The following is a 16,779-nucleotide window of genomic DNA, read 5'->3' on the forward strand; positions in this document are numbered from 1 at the left end:
TACAGGACCGAGCGGCTTACGGGTCCCGCAATGTAGAGTCGAGTTATTCGCCCGAGTCGCCATGCGACGCACCGAAAGCATCAAACTTGCAGCAACCTCTCGCGTAGCTTGTGAATCTCGTCGCGCGTCTGCGCGGCGGCTTCGAATTCCAGATCGCGCGCATAGGCGAGCATCTTTTCTTCCAGCTGGCGAATCCGTTTGGTGATCTCGCTCGGTGAACGGAGTTCGTTCTCGTAGCGCGCCGCTTCTTCCGCCGCCTTGGCTTCGCCGCGACGCTTCTTGCTGCGCGAACCCGGCACGGTAGCGCCTTCCAGAATGTCCTGAACATCCTTGAACACACCCTGCGGGACGATACCGTTGGCTTCGTTGAAGGCGATTTGCTTGTTACGCCGGCGCTCGGTTTCGCCGATGGCCCGCTCCATCGAGCCGGTTATTCTGTCGGCATACAAAATGGCCCGGCCGTTGAGATTACGCGCCGCACGGCCGATGGTCTGGATCAGCGAGCGCTCGGAGCGCAGGAAGCCTTCCTTGTCCGCATCGAGGATCGCCACCAGCGACACCTCGGGCATGTCCAATCCCTCACGCAGCAGGTTGATGCCTACCAGGACGTCGAACACGCCCAGGCGCAGGTCACGGATGATCTCGACCCGCTCCACGGTATCGATATCCGAGTGCAGGTAGCGCACCCGCGCGCCGTGATCGCCTAGATAGTCGGTGAGGTCTTCAGCCATTCGCTTGGTCAGCGTCGTGACCAGCACACGCTCTTCCTTGACCACACACTTGTTGATTTCCGAAAGCAGATCGTCGACCTGCGTCAGCGCTGGGCGTATCTCGATCTGAGGGTCGACCAGTCCGGTAGGCCTTACCAGCTGTTCGATCACTCGCCCCGCATGCTCAGCCTCGTAAGGTCCAGGCGTCGCCGAGACGAAGATCGTCTGTGGGCTGATCGCCTCCCACTCATCGAAACGCATCGGCCGGTTATCCAGCGCCGATGGCAGACGGAAGCCGTACTCGACCAGCGTCTCCTTGCGTGATCGGTCGCCTTTGTACATGGCACCGACCTGCGGAACGCTCACGTGGGACTCGTCGATAACCAGCAGCGCGTCGGCTGGCAGATAGTCATAAAGCGTCGGTGGAGCCTCGCCAGAATCGCGCCCGGACAAATAGCGCGAGTAGTTCTCGATGCCGTTGCAATAGCCCAGCTCCATGATCATTTCCAGATCGAAACGGGTGCGTTGCTCGAGTCGCTGCGCCTCCACCAGCTTGTTGTTGCTGCGCAGGTAATCGAGGCGATCCTTGAGCTCCACCTTGATGTTCTCGATGGCATCCAGCAGGGTCTCCCGCGGCGTCACGTAGTGACTCTTGGGATAGAAGGTGAAGCGCGGCAGCTTGCGGATTACCTCGCCGGTCAAGGGATCGAAGGCAGACAGGCTTTCCACTTCGTCATCGAACAGCTCGATGCGCACCGCTTCCAGGTCCGATTCGGCCGGATAGACATCGATCACATCGCCACGCACGCGAAAGGTCGCACGGGCGAAATCCATTTCATTGCGGGTGTACTGCAGCCCGGTGAGTCTGCGCAGCAGCTCACGCTGGTCCAGGCGATCGCCTCGATCGATGTGGAGCACCATTTTCAGGTAGGTTTCGGGGCTACCCAAGCCGTAGATGCACGAAACAGTAGTGACGATGATCGCGTCCGACCGCTCCAGCAAAGCCTTGGTCGCCGACAGCCGCATCTGCTCGATGTGATCGTTGATCGAAGCATCCTTCTCGATGAAGGTATCGGACGACGGCACATAGGCTTCCGGCTGGTAGTAATCGTAGTAGGAGACGAAATACTCAACCGCGTTGTTCGGGAAGAACGCCTTGAACTCCCCATAGAGCTGAGCTGCAAGCGTCTTGTTTGGCGCAAGCACCAGCGTGGGCCGCTGCACGTGGGCGATCACGTTGGCGATGCTGAAGGTCTTGCCCGACCCTGTTACACCGAGCAACGTCTGGTGCGACAAGCCGGCCTCGATGCCTTCGATCATCTGCCGAATGGCTTCAGGCTGGTCTCCGGCTGGCTTGAAGCGCGTGACCAATTCGAACTGCGACATATCGACCTCTTCAGATAGCGAGACGACTCGAAAATGAATATTCGAGCCGCTATGGCGGTGTTTCCAGACGTGCAACGTGCTACTGGCGACGCGGCGCGCAGCAACCACAACCCCTTTCAATGCGGGCTCGCCCAGCGATATCAAGTGTTCGGGCGACGAGCAGGCAAAGCCACGAAAACTCGCGGCCTCCGCTGGGCTTAAACCGGCAGAAAAACCGCCCTAGCATATCGCGGCACAGGGCCAGTCCCGTTATACTCTTGCCCCGTTTGCGCACCGCCCTCAGCGCGAAGCGAGGGTGCTGCATCAGTCACCTCCTCTCTTCGAGCCTCCCCATCATGAGTTTGTTCTCCGCTGTCGAAATGGCGCCGCGCGATCCGATCCTCGGCCTCAATGAAGCCTTCAATGCCGACACTCGGCAGAACAAGGTCAACCTGGGGGTGGGCGTCTACTACAACGAAGAAGGTCGAATTCCTCTGCTGCGCGCTGTGGCCGCCGCCGAGATGGCGCGTCTGGAGCTGAATGCACCGCGCGGCTATCTGCCCATCGAGGGCATCGCCAGTTATGACATGGCTGTACAGGGCTTGCTGTTCGGTGCCGACTCGTCGCTGGTTGCCGATGGCCGCGTGGTTACTACGCAGGCGCTGGGCGGCACTGGCGCGCTGAAGATCGGCGCGGATTTCCTCAAGCGCATGCTGCCCGATGCGGTCGTCGCCATCACCAATCCAAGCTGGGAAAACCACCGCGCACTGTTCGAGGCTGCCGGCTTTCCCGTGCAGAACTATAGCTATTACGACGCGGCCAGCCATGGCATCGACCGCGCCGGCATGCTTGAAGACCTGAAAAACCTGCCGCCCCGCTCGATCGTTGTGCTGCACGCCTGCTGCCACAACCCGACCGGCGTCGACCTGCAGCCGGAGGACTGGAAGCAGATCCTCGAAGTGCTGCGCGCCAATGATCACGTGCCGTTTATCGACATCGCCTATCAGGGCTTCGGTGACAACATCGAGGAGGATGCCGCTGCCGTGCGCCTGTTCGCCGACTCAGGCATGAGCTTCTTTGTATCGAGCTCCTTCTCCAAGTCATTCTCGCTATATGGCGAGCGCGTCGGCGCGCTGTCGATGGTGACCCAGAACCGCGACGAGTCGGCCCGAGTCCTGTCACAGATCAAGCGCGTGATCCGCACCAACTATTCCAACCCGCCAACCCATGGCGCGACCGTGGTTTCTGCCGTGCTCAACAGCCCTGAGCTGCGCGCCATGTGGGAAACCGAGCTGGGCGAGATGCGCACACGCATCCAGGACATGCGTCTGACCATGGTTCGACAGCTGGCTGAAAAAGGCGCCAAGCAGGATTTCAGCTTTGTCGCCAAGCAACGCGGGATGTTCTCCTACTCAGGCCTGACCGCCGCCCAGGTCGAGCGCCTGCGCGTCGAATTCGGCGTCTATGCGATCGGCACCGGGCGCATCTGTGCCGCAGCACTGAACCACAGCAATCTCGACCACGTGACTGACGCGATCGTGCAGGTTCTCTGAGCTGCCGAGGGTTGACTTCCCCTTAGTTATCATTAGGATACGCACCGCTGTTCCGCGATAGCTCAGTCGGTAGAGCAAATGACTGTTAATCATTGGGTCCCTGGTTCGAGTCCAGGTCGCGGAGCCAACTTCAAAGCCTCAGGTGAAAATCTGGGGCTTTTTTGTTTCCGTCGGACTCTCATCAGGGACCATGTCCCAGGTGATTCGCTTCGCTCACCCCTTCGGGGCCGCGCTGAAGCGCGTTCTGCTGCGCAGTCGAGTCCAGGTCGCGGAGCCAACTTCAAAGCCTCAGACCAGTGCCCGGGCTTTACTTTGTAGCCGCTAACCTCCCACGCCCCATCAACAACGGTCTGTAGGAGCTCGCTTGCTGGCGAACCGAACACAGCCGTTATGCCGAACCGCATCACCACTGGTCGCGAGCAAGCTCGCTCCTACAATGCGTACTCGGCGAACCAATTCTCACGCAAAGCTGACACTGGAAACTAAAACGCCCCGCATGTGCGGGGCGTTTGGAACGCAAGGATCTGTTATTCCTTGGCAGCCTCGACAGCCTCTTCGACAGCTTCCGGTGGAGGCGTCGCTTCACCCTCTTCACCCTTGATGCCTAGAAGCTCAAGGTCGAAGACCAGAACGGAGTTGGCAGGAATCAGCGGGCTCGGGCTCTGCTCGCCATAGGCGAGTTCGCTCGGGATATACAGCTTGTACTTTTCGCCGACATGCATCAGTTGCAGCCCTTCGACCCAGCCTGGAATCACGCCGCTGACAGGAAGATCGATTGGGGTGCCACGCTTGATCGAGCTATCGAAGACCGTGCCGTCAGTCAGGCTGCCTTCGTAGTGGACAGTGACGACATCGTCCGGACCCGGCTGGGCGCCGTCGGCCTCTTTGATCACTTCGTACTGCAGGCCAGATTCGGTGGTCTTAACGCCTTCACGCTTGGCGTTTTCTTCCAAGAATTTCTTGCCAGCGGCGACGGATTCCTTGTTCATCTCGACCATGCGCTCTTCGGCACGAGTCTGCAGATAAGCGAAGGCTTCCATCAGCTCTTCATCGGTCAGCTTCTGATCTTTCTTGCCGATAGCATCATCGATGCCTTGCGCGACGGCCGTCGAATCCAGATCAGCCAAGCCTTCCTGTGCCAGGCTCTTGCCCATATTCAGGCCGATGCCATAGGAGGCTTTCTGCGCTGGCGTTTCCAGCTTAGCGCTGGTTTCCGAATCACAGCCCGCCAGGACCAGGCCAACCAGAGCTATCGCCGACGCCAAACGTTGAGGTCTCATTCTGTTTCCTTATTACCCAAGAAGTGGTGCAAAAACATTGCCGGAGCTTAGCAGCGAGCTCGGACAGTGGCTACCGAGCACACCGCGCTAATAGGTAAAGACAGTGAAAAGTACAGAAGTGCCGCACGAAACGGCGAAACAGGCGGAAGTGAAATTCGAGGCAAAAAAAAGCGACCCTAAGGTCGCTTTTTTCGGACCATCAAGGCGTTCAGTGGTCCTTGATGGCAAATATGGCGCAGCGGACGGGACTCGAACCCGCGACCCCCGGCGTGACAGGCCGGTATTCTAACCGACTGAACTACCGCTGCGCTAAACCTCGAGTGGTGGGTGATGACGGGATCGAACCGCCGACCCTCTGCTTGTAAGGCAGATGCTCTCCCAGCTGAGCTAATCACCCGTTTGCTCTCGAAGTGGGGCGCATTCTAGAGAGGGATCTGGACCTTGGCAACCCCCTTTTGAAAAAAAAATTGAAGAACTTACAAAGACTTAGGAAACCCTCTGTTTAAGCCCTGTTTTTGTGGTTTCCATCGGCATTGCCCTTGCGCAGGGTTGGCCTGCGTTCGCCGGAGGGGAATAATGCGCGCTTTGCTTTTACCGGAGTTTCAAATCGCCATGTGGTTTCGCAACCTGCTCGTCTACCGTCTCACCCAGAACGTCCCTTTCGATGTCGAGACACTTGAAGCTGCATTGGCCGCCAAGCCCGCGCGCCCCTGCGCCAGCCAGGAACTGAGCACCTACGGTTTCGTCGCCCCCTTTGGCAAAGGCGAAGATGCTCCGCTGGTGCATGCCAGCCAGGGCTTCTTGCTGATCTCCACGCGCAAGGAAGAGCGCATCCTGCCCGGCAGCGTGGTTAAGGACGCACTGAAGGAAAAGGTCGACGAGATCGAAAACGAGCAAATGCGCAAGGTCTACAAGAAAGAGCGCGAGCAGTTGAAGGACGACATCATCCAAGCCTTCCTGCCGCGCGCCTTCATCCGCAAGTCCGGCACCTTCGCCGCCATCGCGCCGGAACAAGGCTTGATCCTGGTCGACGCTTCCAGCCCCAAGCGCGCCGAAGACCTTCTTTCCACACTGCGTGAAGCCATTGGTTCGCTGCCGGTTCGCCCGCTGACTGTGAAAATTGCCCCTTCGGCCACCATGACCGACTGGGTCAAGACGCAGAAAGCCGCGGACGACTTCTTCGTCCTCGACGAGTGCGAGCTGCGCGACACCCATGAAGATGGCGGCGTCGTGCGCTGCAAGCGCCAGGACCTGACCAGCGACGAAATCCAGCAACACCTGGAAGTCGGCAAGCAGGTCACGCAACTGTCGCTGGGCTGGCAGGACAAGCTGTCCTTCGTGCTTGATGACAAGATGGTGATTAAGCGCCTGCGCTTCGAAGAGCTGTTGCAGGACCAGGCCGAACAGGACGGAGGTGATGACGACCTCGGCCAGCAGGACGCCAGCTTCCTGCTGATGATGCTGACCTTTAAAGAGTTCCTTCCCGCACTGTTCGAAGCCCTGGGTGGAGAGGAGATCCCGCAAGGCATCTAAACTGCCTCAGCGCCGGCAGTTGATGCTGACGGCGCTCCTTCCATAACCACAAGGTAAGTCCGATGCGCGCCCTCGCCTCCCTCAGCCGCTTTGTCGGCAATACCTTCGCCCTCTGGGTCCTGCTGTTCGCCGTTCTCGCTTTCTTCCAGCCCAGCTGGTTCCTGCCCGCCACCGCCTGGATCGTGCCACTGCTGGGGCTGATCATGTTCGGCATGGGCCTGACGCTGAAAACCGCCGATTTCGCTGAAGTTGCCCGACGTCCACTCTGGGTCGCGCTGGGTGTCGGCGCGCAATTTCTGATCATGCCTGCTCTCGCCTGGGGGCTCTGCACCTTGCTGGGCTTGCCGGCGGAAATCGCTGTCGGCGTGATTCTCGTCGGCTGCTGTCCGGGCGGTACCGCCTCGAACGTGATCGCCTGGTTTTCCCGTGGTGACGTCGCGCTGTCAGTCGCGATCACCGCCGTGACCACACTGCTCGCCCCGTTGGTAACGCCGGCATTGATCTGGCTACTGGCTTCGGCCTGGCTGCCGGTCAACTTTGGCGCGCTGTTCATGTCCATCGTGCAGATTGTTCTACTGCCTATTGCCCTCGGCCTGATCGCACGCCGTTTTCTGGGCAACCGGGTGCATCAGGTTGTCGATATCCTGCCGCTGGTTTCGGTAGTCAGCATCGTGATCATCGTCGCCGCCGTGGTTGCCGCCAGCCAGGCGAAGATCGCCGAGTCTGGTCTGTTGATCATGGCGGTTGTGGTGCTGCACAACAGCCTTGGCCTCGGCATCGGCTACCTGGTCGGACGACTGTTCGGCCTGCCACTGGCGCAGCGCAAAACCCTTTCGATCGAAGTAGGCATGCAGAACTCGGGGCTCGGCGCAGCTCTGGCCAGTGCGCACTTCTCACCACTTGCAGCAGTGCCCAGCGCGCTGTTCAGTGTCTGGCACAACCTGTCCGGTGCACTGCTGGCGACGGTCTATCGGAGGATGAAAGACGACGGCCCGGACGCGCGCTGACGCGGCCGCCGGTCCGGCGCTCTTGCCCGGACCGGCTCGCTGTGGACAATAACGCCCGCTGAGGACGACCTCAGGCTGTACACACTCACCGGGGACGGCCCCGCCTAATTACCGTCCTGTCGAGGTGCGTATGTCCTGGGTCATTCTGTTTTTTGCCGGTCTGTTCGAGATTGGCTGGGCCGTTGGGCTGAAGTTCACCGAGGGATTCACCCGCCCTCTTCCCACATTGCTTACTGTCGCTGCGATGGCCGCCAGCCTGGGCCTGCTGGGGCTTGCCATGAAGGATTTGCCGCTGGGCACCGCCTACGCCGTCTGGACTGGAGTCGGTGCAGTGGGAACGGTGATCGCCGGCATCGTCTTGTTCGGGGAATCGATGAGCCTGTTTCGCCTCGGCAGCGTGCTATTGATCTGCACCGGACTGCTTGGTCTGAAGCTCAGTCATTGAAGCAGCATGACAGCTGGCCGACCGCCAGCTGTCATGTGCGATTAGCTAAATACCGCGCTCAGCCGAACAGTGCCGGCTCCCGATAGTGCCGGTCACAAGCCTGACCATCGGCCCGGAACAGGTGGCATTTGTTGGCCACCAGCCCCGTTGCGTAGGCCTGACCCACCGCCACGCGGCGGTTACCGTCACTGGCAACCGCCACCATCTCGTCCACGCCTTCGAAGTTCAGATGCAGCAGATTGTGGTCGCCGAGGCGCTCGGCCACTGCAATTTCGCCATGGAAGACAAAATCAGCCTGCTCGGGGTCAACGAAATGTTCTGGCCGGACGCCCAGGGTCAGGGCATCGCCTGGAGCAACCTGACTGCCATCGACGGGTAGCCGTAACGCGCTGCCCCCTGGCATCGCGACCTCCACCGACTCCGCATCGGCGCGTATCACCTCTACCGGCAGGAAATTCATTTGCGGTGAACCGATGAAGCCCGCTACGAACTGGTTCTTCGGATAGTGATACAGCTCCAGCGGCGGCCCGACCTGAGCGATGCGGCCGGCGTTGAGCACGACGATCTTATCCGCCAGCGTCATGGCTTCGACCTGATCGTGCGTGACATAGATCATCGTGGACTGCAGTCGCTGGTGCAGGCGCGAGATCTCGATACGCATCTGCACGCGGAGAAAAGCGTCGAGGTTCGACAACGGCTCGTCGAACAGAAATACCTTCGGTTCCCGCACCATGGTCCGGCCGATGGCGACGCGCTGGCGCTGGCCGCCGGACAGATCCTTGGGTTTGCGATCAAGCATCTGATCGAGCTGAAGAATTTTCGCCACCGAGTCGACGCGACGCTTGATTTCGGCCTTGTCGATCTTCGCCAGCTTCAGACCGAACGCCATGTTTTCCGCGACATTCATATGCGGGTAGAGCGCATAGGACTGGAACACCATGCCCACTGAACGATCCATAGGCGGCAGCTCATTGACCCGCTCGCCATCGATGCGCAGCTCCCCGTCCGTGATGTCTTCCAACCCGGCAATCAGTCGCAACAGTGTCGACTTGCCACAACCGGACGGGCCCACGAACACCACAAATTCGCCGTCAGCAATATCCAGATCGATATTGCGGGTGATAGGGACGTCATCAAAGCTCTTGCAGATATTCCGCAGGGTTACGCTGGCCATTATTGTTGTTCTCCTTCAAACAGCCGCCACGACGCATCGCGGCAAGCGAAACGGGCGACAGCAACCCGGTTGAGACGGACCAGATGCCCGTCTCAACCGACTCGCTCAGCCAAGCCGGCGCGCAAATCCGAATCCATGCGCCGGCAAATGTACGCCGTGCCCCTCGAAAACGGCTGATGCCGAGGGCACGTCGAGGCCTTCGACCGGAGCCGACAGATCAAAGTGCCGTGCGCTATCGCCCATATTGAACAGACATACCCAAACCTCATCGTCCAGGCGGCGCTCGTACACCAGCAGCGCATCGTCATGGTAAACGGTGCGCATACTGCCTTCGATCAACAAGCGCTGGTCCTGACGCCATGCAAGAAACCGGCGATAGATGTTGAGCATCGAATTCGGGTCCTGCTCCTGGGCGGCCACTGACATTGGCAAGTGACGATCGGCCATCGGCAACCAGGGCTGCTCTCGGCTGAAGCCACCGTGCAGGTCCTGATCATGCCAGGGCATCGGCGTGCGGCAACCGTCGCGGCCCTTGAATTCTGGCCAGAAGCGAATGCCGTAAGGATCGACCAGTTGCTCGAACTGCAGCTCGGCCTCATCCAGCCCCAGCTCCTCGCCCTGATAAAGGCACACGCTGCCGCGCATGGTCAGTAGCATCGCCATGAACATGCGGCCGCGCGCCAGATCCGGCTGATTGGCGAGCGCCCAGCGGCTCATGACCCGCACCACATCGTGGTTGCCGATGGACCAGCACGGCCAGCCGTCTACCAACTCGCGTTCCACGCAGTCGATGGTGTGCCGCAGAAAACCCGGGCTGCACTGTTCGGTCAGCAAATCGAAGGAGTACGCCATGTGCAGCGTGTCGCTGCCTCCCGTGTAAGCGGCCATGGTGCTCAACGAATGGTCGCAACCGATTTCGGCCACCGTGGCGCTGCCCGGATAGCGTTCCAGCAACTGGCGAATACGCCGCAGGAAGTCGAGGTTTTCCGGCTGGGTCTTGTCGTACACGTGCTTCTGGAAGGCATAAGGATTGTCGGCGCGAACGCCGATGCTGCCTTCGCGAATGTCATGGTTCGGCGGGTTGTCCCGCAGTTCACGGTCGTGGAAATAGAAGTTCGCCGCGTCCAGACGGAAGCCGTCAACGCCGAGTTTCAACCAGAACTCCATGTCCTCGAGCAGCTGTTGCTGCACCGCTTCACAATGGAAGTTGAGGTCCGGCTGGCTGGAGAGGAAGTTGTGCAGGTAGTACTGCTTGCGGCGGCTGTCCCAGGTCCAGGCGGCACCGCCGAAGACCGACAGCCAATTGTTGGGCACGGTGCCGTCATCTTTCGGATCGGCCCAGACGTACCAGTCGGCTTTGTCGTTGTCGCGGCTCGAGCGGCTTTCCTTGAACCAGGCGTGCTGATCGGACGAGTGATTGAGTACCTGATCGATGAGGATGCGAATGCCACGCGCATGAGCAACGTCGATGACCTGTTTGAAGTCTTCCAGCGTGCCGAACAGCGGATCTACGCCGCGGTAATCGGACACGTCATAGCCGAAGTCCTTCATGGGCGAGGTGAAGAACGGCGACAGCCAGATGGCATCGACGTTGAGGCTGGCGATGTAGTCGATCTTCTCGACCACACCGAGCAGATCGCCGACCCCGTCGCCGTTGCTGTCGAAAAAGCTGCGCGGGTAAACCTGATATATGACGCCGCCGCGCCACCAGTCATTGCGATTCATACAACCAACCTTCGATGTTTGGGGGAACACGCCGCCACTCTAGGTGCGTCATCCCGCCGCAACATCCTCCCGGCAGCGTAATACCGAGGCGTATGGCTCGGGCGTAGAGGTGGCCTGAGCGGGGGGCGTAGAGCGGGCTGCCGGGAGTCGCATATGGCCGCCCCTGTCATTCGTCATAAAAATGTCGACAAACAAGCGAATCGACACTTATCTGTCACGAGCGGCATTTAGGATCGATGCAGTTCCAGGACTGATCCGCAGTAGCCGCCGCCCAGCAGACCTGCGCAGCCGCCCAGTCAGGAGCGACACGCATCCAAAATCCATGGAGAGATGAAATGTTCAAGTGCAAGCCCCTCGCAGCCGCCATCATCGCGATTCTGGCCACTCAGGCTCACGCCCAAGACAACAGCGCAGAACAGAATCAGAACGGTGCCGACAACATTGTCGAAGTGACTCAGACTGGTGGTCAGGACAACATTTCCTACCAGGCCCAGACCGGCGCCAGCAACGACGGCATGGTGACCCAGACTCAGGCCACGATGTCCGATGCCGTGCAGACGCAAACTGGCGACCTGAACCGCGCGGACATCGTGCAGTCCTCGACCGTGCAGAGCGAAGCCATCCAGCTGCAAAGTGGCGACAACCATGATGCGAGCATTGTCCAGAGCGACGCCACCGGCGCCACCGCTCGCCAGTACCAGGAGGGCAGTTTCAATACTGCGTACACCGAGCAGACCGCAGCTGACCTGAGCACCGCAGTCATCGACCAGGACGGCAGCGACAACTTCGCCGAATCCATCCAGAGCAACACCGAGCTGAGCGTTTCGGAACAACGCCAGATCGGCAATGACAACGTCTCGCTGGTCTGGCAGGAAAATGGCGCGCGCAACGACGGCGTGGTTAATCAGGAAGGCAACGACAACGACGCCACTGTTTATCAGATGGACGTTTCTGACTCCGTCGCTAATATCGACCAGCAGGGTGATATGCAGGTCGCGTCCGTCACCCAGGAAGGCGCCGAGCATAGCGCTGATATCCGGTCCAACGGACTGCAGAACGAAGCCTACATCGACCAGAGCGGCTCGCTGCAGACCGCGTCGATCTTCCAAGACGGCACCGCCAACAGCGCCGACATCTTCCAGGTTGGCGATAGCAACACCGCCAGCACCGAGCAGACCGGCAACAACAACTATGCCATCGTCGATCAAGACGGCAGCATGATGACTGCTTCGCTGCAGCAGAACGGGCAGTTCAACGAGGCTTACGTCACTCAGGAAGGCACCGATCAGCTGATCGAATTCGCCCAGGACGGCTCTGACAACCTGCTCACCGCCAACCAGAGCGGCAACGGCAACGAGCTGACCGGTTCCAGCTACGGCGACAACAACCGTGTGGACGTGATGCAGGGCGGCGACCTCAACGTGGCCGACATCCAGCAGATCTATGGCTCGGACAACGAAGTCAGCTTGACGCAAGCTGGCCAGGACAACATGGCGACCGTGCTTCAGGGCGGCGTAGGCAACCAGGCGATGCTGATGCAGAGCGGCATGGGCGACTCGGCAATCGTTTCGCAGATGGGCTCAGGCAACATGGCCACCGTGACTCAGCAGTAAGCAGTGCCGGCAGCCGGCCCAGCGCCGGCTGCCATTCTCACGTCTATCAGCGACTACGGGCCGGATTGCCTACGACTGTCGTCCCCGCCGCCACATCCCGAGTCACCACGCTGCCCGCTCCGATCACGGCGTCATCGCCGATGGTCACGCCCGGCAGGATGATCGCGCCACCGCCAATCCAGACGTTCTCCCCAATCACCACCGGACGGCCGAATTCCAGGCCGCTGCGGCGCTCTTCCGCGCTTCGAGGATGGTCCGCCGCGTAAATCTGCACAGCCGGGCCGATCTGAGTGCCGTTGCCGATACGCACCTCTACCACGTCGAGAATCACGCAGTTGAAATTGAAGAACACATCGTCGCCGAGGTGAATGTTGTAGCCGTAGTCGCAATGAAACGGCGGCCGGATCACAGCGCCTTCGCCGACGTTCCCGAGTAGCTCCTTCAGCAAGGCGCGGCGCACCGTCGGTGTTTCGCCGAGCGCAGCGTTGTAACGCACCATCCAGGCTTTGGCGGCGGCTTGATCGGCCTGCAATTCGGCGTCACCGGGCCGGTAGAGTTCGCCGGCGAGCATCTTCTGTTTTTCGGTCATCGGCATGTCAGGCTCCACTGGAAATGAAAATGACGCATTCGGCCTTGGACCGGCCGGATGCGCCATCGCTCGCATGCCACCCGCTATTCGCCCTGGATTTTGCTCAGCAGGCTGCGGGCCAGCTGCACGGCCTCGTTGCGATGGGTGATGTTGAGCTTCTGATACAGACTGCGGATGTGCGTTTTGATCGTCGTCGGCGCGACATTCAGGTGTTCCGCAATCTGCTCGTTGGACTGCCCCGCGTGGATCAGGCTCAGCACCTGCCACTCTCGGCGCGTCAGCGGCGAATGGCGGATCAGCTCCGGCACATCCGGGCGGTTGATGATGTCCTGAATCACCGCTTCGTCGAGGGTGATGCGGATCGCCCGGCTGAAGTCGCGCTGCTGTTGCGCCAGTTGGATCAGCCGGTCGGCGCGCTGCGCTTCGAGTTCGTCGAGCCGACGTTCATGCTGCAACGCCTTGAGCATGGCGATCAGCAGCTTACCGACGCGCAGAAAGCTGCCGATGGCACCCGTGCTGCTCGCCAGGGTCAACGCCAGCTGCAGGTTATCCAGCGCCTGCTGACGCTCTTCCCGCAGCCAGTGCAGTTGCGCAAGCAGGATGTGGTTGCGGTTCAAGTCCATGATCAAGCCGTGCTGCTCCGCATCGATTTGCAGCTGCCTGAGGATCGGCAGGGCCTTGTCCGGCTGCTTCAGCGAAAGGTGGGCTCGCGCGTGGTTGCGGCCGTTGTACTGGGCGAAGTGATTGAGGCCGCGCTCGAGGGTTGGCGCCGTCAGCAGCCATTGCTGGATCGCGGTCTTGTCCTGGGTGGAGTCCCAGTAGCTGAGCATTACCGCATGGGCATTGGCGAGCCAGTCGACATGGTAATTGTCGTCAGCGAGCATGCTCTGGATCTTGCCTATGTAGTCCGCGCAGGCGCTCTGCTGGCCGCGCGCATGGGCGATCCCGGCCAGCAGCGCGTAACACTGCAGCAGCCAGCGGTCACCGACGTCTTCAAGTATCTGGATGCCCTGCAGCGCGCACTGCTCGGCGGCATCCAGATGGTGCCACTCAAGCAGCACCTGACCACGCACGCGGTAGATGAACTCCATGATCGGGGTCGCCTGCAGGTCGGCCTGTTCGACGTACTGGATCGCCCGTTCCTGCAGCGAATAGGCCTTCTGAAGATAGCCCTGGGCAATGGCGATTTCAGAAAGCTGGCCGAGATTCCATACCACCAGGTGCGAGGCGCGAATCTCGCGGGCACGGCGTTCGGCCTCTTCATACTGCTTCTGCGCCTGCGGTAGCAGGCCCTGAACGAAATGCGCCTCGGCCAGGCCCGAGAGGGCTGCGACCTTCGAGGTGCGCATGATCAACGGCTCACGTACCAAGGCTTCCCGTGCCAGAGCGATTGCCTGCTCTTCATCACCACGGTTCATGGCGACCTGAGCGCGAACGGCGTTGAATTCGCCAACGATGCGCGCCCAGTCGTCTTCCGAACAGCTCTGCTGCAGGGCCTCTTCGCCGGCCTTGAACCAGCGCTCGACCTGATCGAACTGGTAGGAGTTCTGTGACACCCAGGCCTGCAGCAGGGTCAACAGCGGCGAGCCGGCGATAACCGCCTCCGGCAGTGTTTCCAGGCATTGCTGCAGCAGCTCAAGGCGGCCTTGACGGTAGAACTGCCGGCCGTGACGCTCCAGCACTTCGCCGACGCGGGTCGGGCAGCCGGCCTGCACCGCATGCCGCGCGGCCTCTTCCGGCAGGTTTTCCGCCATCAGCGCTTCGGCCGCACGCAGGTGCAGATCGGATAGCCGCTGAGGCTGATGGGTGCGCAGTTCGCCCAGCACAAAGGTGGCGAACAATGGGTGGTAGGCATACCACTGACGGAGGCCATCCAGCGACTGCAGGAAGAGCCCGTTACGCTCCAATTGCTCGAGCATCCCGCGAGCATTGCTGCCCTGAGTCAGTCGGTCGGCCAGTGCTGCGTTGAAGCGATCCAGCAGACAGGTCGCCTGGAGGAAATCCAGCGTGCTTGCGCCCAGATTGGCAACGACCTGCTCACGCATGTAATCGCGAATATACGGATGGCCGAGCTGCAGGTTTTCCAGAAACAGATCCATGCCACGGCCCGTCTGCACTTCCTGCAGAACCAGCTGCAATGCGCACGGCCAGCCGCCGATACGCCGGTTCAAGCGCTCGACCTGCTCGCGGTTGATCGAAACCGGCAGGCCCAGATCCAGCAGTGCCTGAACTTCGTCGGTTTCGAAGGCCAGGTGCTGAGCGTCGATGGTAAGCAGCTGATGCTTGACCCGTAGATCCGCCACGCCCAGTTCCGGCAGGCCGCGACTGCAGACCAATAGCGTCATCCAGCTCGGCATGTTGCGCAGGAAGAAGCGCAGCGCAGCGATGACTTCTGCGGTGTACAGCGTTTCGAAATCATCCAGTACCAGCAGCAGCGGTTCGTGCTCGCCCGGCAATTCGGCCAGCAGATGCGTAAGCAGCGTATCGAAAGCCTCCCTGCCCTGACCGGCCAGCAAGAGGCTGCGGGGACACCCATGCTCCAACTGAGCGTCGAGGGCGTGAAGCAGATAGCGGCCAAGCTGCAGGGGATCATTGTCGCCCGGATGCAGCTGCAACCAGGCGACACGGCCCTCGAACGCCCTTGCCCACTGGCACGCCAGGGTCGTCTTGCCGAAACCGCTCGGTGCGTGCAGCACAGCCAGCCGCACCTCGCCAAGACGCTGAAACCACTCGTCAAGGCGTGGCCGCGCCAACAGACCGCGCGGCAGCAGCGGCATGTTCAGCTTCGCCGGTATCAGCGGCAAGGGTGCAGGTATTGCGGCGTTCATGGTCGTCTCCCGTTGTTCGTTCCCTGTTCGGGTGTCGTGACGCATCGAGCTGTCCTGGGTCGATTACCCCTTTACGCCTCCGGCTGTGAGCCCGCCGACGATCCACTTCTGGCAATACAGGAACACCGCGGTGATTGGCAGTCCGGAGAGCACCGCCGCCGCAGCGAAGTCGCCCCAGAGGTAGTTCTGGTCGTAGAGATACTGTTGCGCACCGACCGACAAGGTGAGCTTGTCTACATCCATCAACAGCACCGAGGCAATGGGGTATTCGGTGACACTGGTGATGAAGGCGAGGATGAACACCACCGCCAGAATCGGCACGCTCATGGGTAGCAAGATGTGCACGAAGGCCTGCCAGGTGGTGGCGCCGTCGACGATGGCCGCTTCTTCCAGCGAGCCGTCGATGCTCTCGAAGTAGCCCTTGATGGTCCAGATATGCAGCGCCATGCCACCCAGCGAGGCGATGATCACGGCGCCGTGGGTGTTAACGCCCAGCCAGCTGATGTGCTCACCGAGCTGATCGAACAAGGCGTAGATGGCCACCAGCGTCAGTACTGGTGGAAACATCTGGAAGATCAGCATGCCCTTGAGAATCGGACTCTTGCCAACGAAGCGCAGCCGCGCAAAGGCATAGGCGCTGGTGGTCGAAAGCATCAGGATCAGCAGCGAGCTGATCAGCGCGATCTTCATCGAGTTCCACAGCCAGGTCAGCACCGGGAATGGCGGGTTGCTGACCTCACCGTTGTCGTGCACGTAAGGGATGCCCAGCGCCAGCGACCAATGCTCCAGCGTTGGATTGTCGGGCAGCAGGCTACCGGTGGCGAAGTTGCCCTCCCGGAAGGAGATCGACACCACCATCAGCAGTGGGAACACGATCAGCGCGACAAAAGCGAGCAAGCCTGCATGCGTCAGCCAGAGGCGATATTTGACGGATTTCGGTTGAACCATGGCCATGTG

At 60.6% G+C, this 16,779-nt stretch carries 12 protein-coding genes and 3 tRNA genes; 6 read left to right on the forward strand and 9 right to left on the reverse strand.

Annotated elements, in window-relative coordinates; translation table 11 throughout:
• Window positions 1–80: 80 nt before the first annotated feature.
• The gene (gene uvrB, locus ACQKIK_RS01420; protein WP_046161875.1) at window positions 81–2,096 is read right to left on the reverse strand and encodes an excinuclease ABC subunit UvrB; all 2,016 of its coding nucleotides are present in this window, start codon (window positions 2,094–2,096) and stop codon (window positions 81–83) included.
• 335 nt (window positions 2,097–2,431) lie between these two features.
• On the opposite strand from uvrB, the gene ACQKIK_RS01425 reads away from it, so the two are divergent.
• Both ACQKIK_RS01425 and ACQKIK_RS01430 read left to right on the forward strand, forming a co-directional pair.
• Window positions 2,432–3,628: an amino acid aminotransferase gene (locus ACQKIK_RS01425; RefSeq protein ID WP_046161876.1), complete on the forward strand. Its 1,197-nt coding sequence runs from the start codon at window positions 2,432–2,434 to the stop codon at window positions 3,626–3,628.
• 51 nt (window positions 3,629–3,679) lie between these two features.
• Window positions 3,680–3,755 (forward strand) — tRNA-Asn (locus ACQKIK_RS01430).
• 400 nt (window positions 3,756–4,155) lie between these two features.
• On the opposite strand, the gene bamJ is transcribed toward ACQKIK_RS01430, so the two are convergent.
• The 3 genes from bamJ to ACQKIK_RS01445 form a co-directional block, all read right to left on the reverse strand.
• The gene (gene bamJ, locus ACQKIK_RS01435; protein ID WP_181689953.1) at window positions 4,156–4,908 is read right to left on the reverse strand and encodes a BamJ family beta-barrel-assembly machinery protein; all 753 of its coding nucleotides are present in this window, start codon (window positions 4,906–4,908) and stop codon (window positions 4,156–4,158) included.
• Between the two features lie 231 nt (window positions 4,909–5,139).
• Window positions 5,140–5,216: transfer RNA gene (locus ACQKIK_RS01440), tRNA-Asp, on the reverse strand.
• 13 nt (window positions 5,217–5,229) lie between these two features.
• Window positions 5,230–5,305 (reverse strand) — tRNA-Val (locus ACQKIK_RS01445).
• Window positions 5,306–5,520: 215 nt separating this feature from the next.
• On the opposite strand from ACQKIK_RS01445, the gene rdgC reads away from it, so the two are divergent.
• From rdgC to sugE, 3 genes are all read left to right on the forward strand, one after another.
• The gene (gene rdgC / locus ACQKIK_RS01450) at window positions 5,521–6,441 is read left to right on the forward strand and encodes a recombination-associated protein RdgC (protein ID WP_045431984.1); all 921 of its coding nucleotides are present in this window, start codon (window positions 5,521–5,523) and stop codon (window positions 6,439–6,441) included.
• Window positions 6,442–6,503: 62 nt separating this feature from the next.
• Window positions 6,504–7,448, forward strand: a complete 945-nt coding sequence (locus ACQKIK_RS01455; protein WP_499134513.1) for a bile acid:sodium symporter family protein — start codon at window positions 6,504–6,506, stop codon at window positions 7,446–7,448.
• Window positions 7,449–7,578: 130 nt separating this feature from the next.
• Entirely contained in the window at window positions 7,579–7,893 is a 315-nt protein-coding gene (gene sugE / locus ACQKIK_RS01460) for a quaternary ammonium compound efflux SMR transporter SugE (protein WP_045428610.1), read from the forward strand.
• Window positions 7,894–7,951: 58 nt separating this feature from the next.
• Here the strand turns inward: sugE and malK are convergent, their stop codons facing one another.
• Entirely contained in the window at window positions 7,952–9,067 is a 1,116-nt protein-coding gene (gene malK, locus ACQKIK_RS01465; protein ID WP_499134515.1) for a maltose/maltodextrin ABC transporter ATP-binding protein MalK, read from the reverse strand.
• Window positions 9,068–9,172: 105 nt separating this feature from the next.
• A complete protein-coding gene (locus ACQKIK_RS01470) occupies window positions 9,173–10,792 on the reverse strand; it encodes an alpha-glucosidase (RefSeq protein ID WP_127838910.1) in 1,620 nt (539 codons plus the stop codon).
• A 335-nt stretch (window positions 10,793–11,127) separates the two neighbouring features.
• Here ACQKIK_RS01470 and ACQKIK_RS01475 point away from each other — a divergent pair, with 335 nt between their 5' ends.
• Entirely contained in the window at window positions 11,128–12,405 is a 1,278-nt protein-coding gene (locus ACQKIK_RS01475; RefSeq protein ID WP_499134517.1) for a hypothetical protein, read from the forward strand.
• 46 nt (window positions 12,406–12,451) lie between these two features.
• On the opposite strand, the gene ACQKIK_RS01480 is transcribed toward ACQKIK_RS01475, so the two are convergent.
• From ACQKIK_RS01480 to malG, 3 genes are all read right to left on the reverse strand, one after another.
• Window positions 12,452–13,000: a sugar O-acetyltransferase gene (locus ACQKIK_RS01480; protein ID WP_127838908.1), complete on the reverse strand. Its 549-nt coding sequence runs from the start codon at window positions 12,998–13,000 to the stop codon at window positions 12,452–12,454.
• Window positions 13,001–13,077: 77 nt separating this feature from the next.
• A complete protein-coding gene (gene malT / locus ACQKIK_RS01485) occupies window positions 13,078–15,822 on the reverse strand; it encodes an HTH-type transcriptional regulator MalT (protein ID WP_499134518.1) in 2,745 nt (914 codons plus the stop codon).
• 63 nt (window positions 15,823–15,885) lie between these two features.
• Window positions 15,886–16,776 (reverse strand): maltose ABC transporter permease MalG, encoded by an 891-nt coding sequence (malG, locus tag ACQKIK_RS01490; RefSeq protein ID WP_499134520.1) that lies wholly within the window; start codon window positions 16,774–16,776, stop codon window positions 15,886–15,888.
• Window positions 16,777–16,779: the final 3 nt, after the last annotated feature.

This window comes from Pseudomonas sp. NPDC047961, from assembly GCF_050272435.1.
Lineage (GTDB): Bacteria > Pseudomonadota > Gammaproteobacteria > Pseudomonadales > Pseudomonadaceae > Stutzerimonas.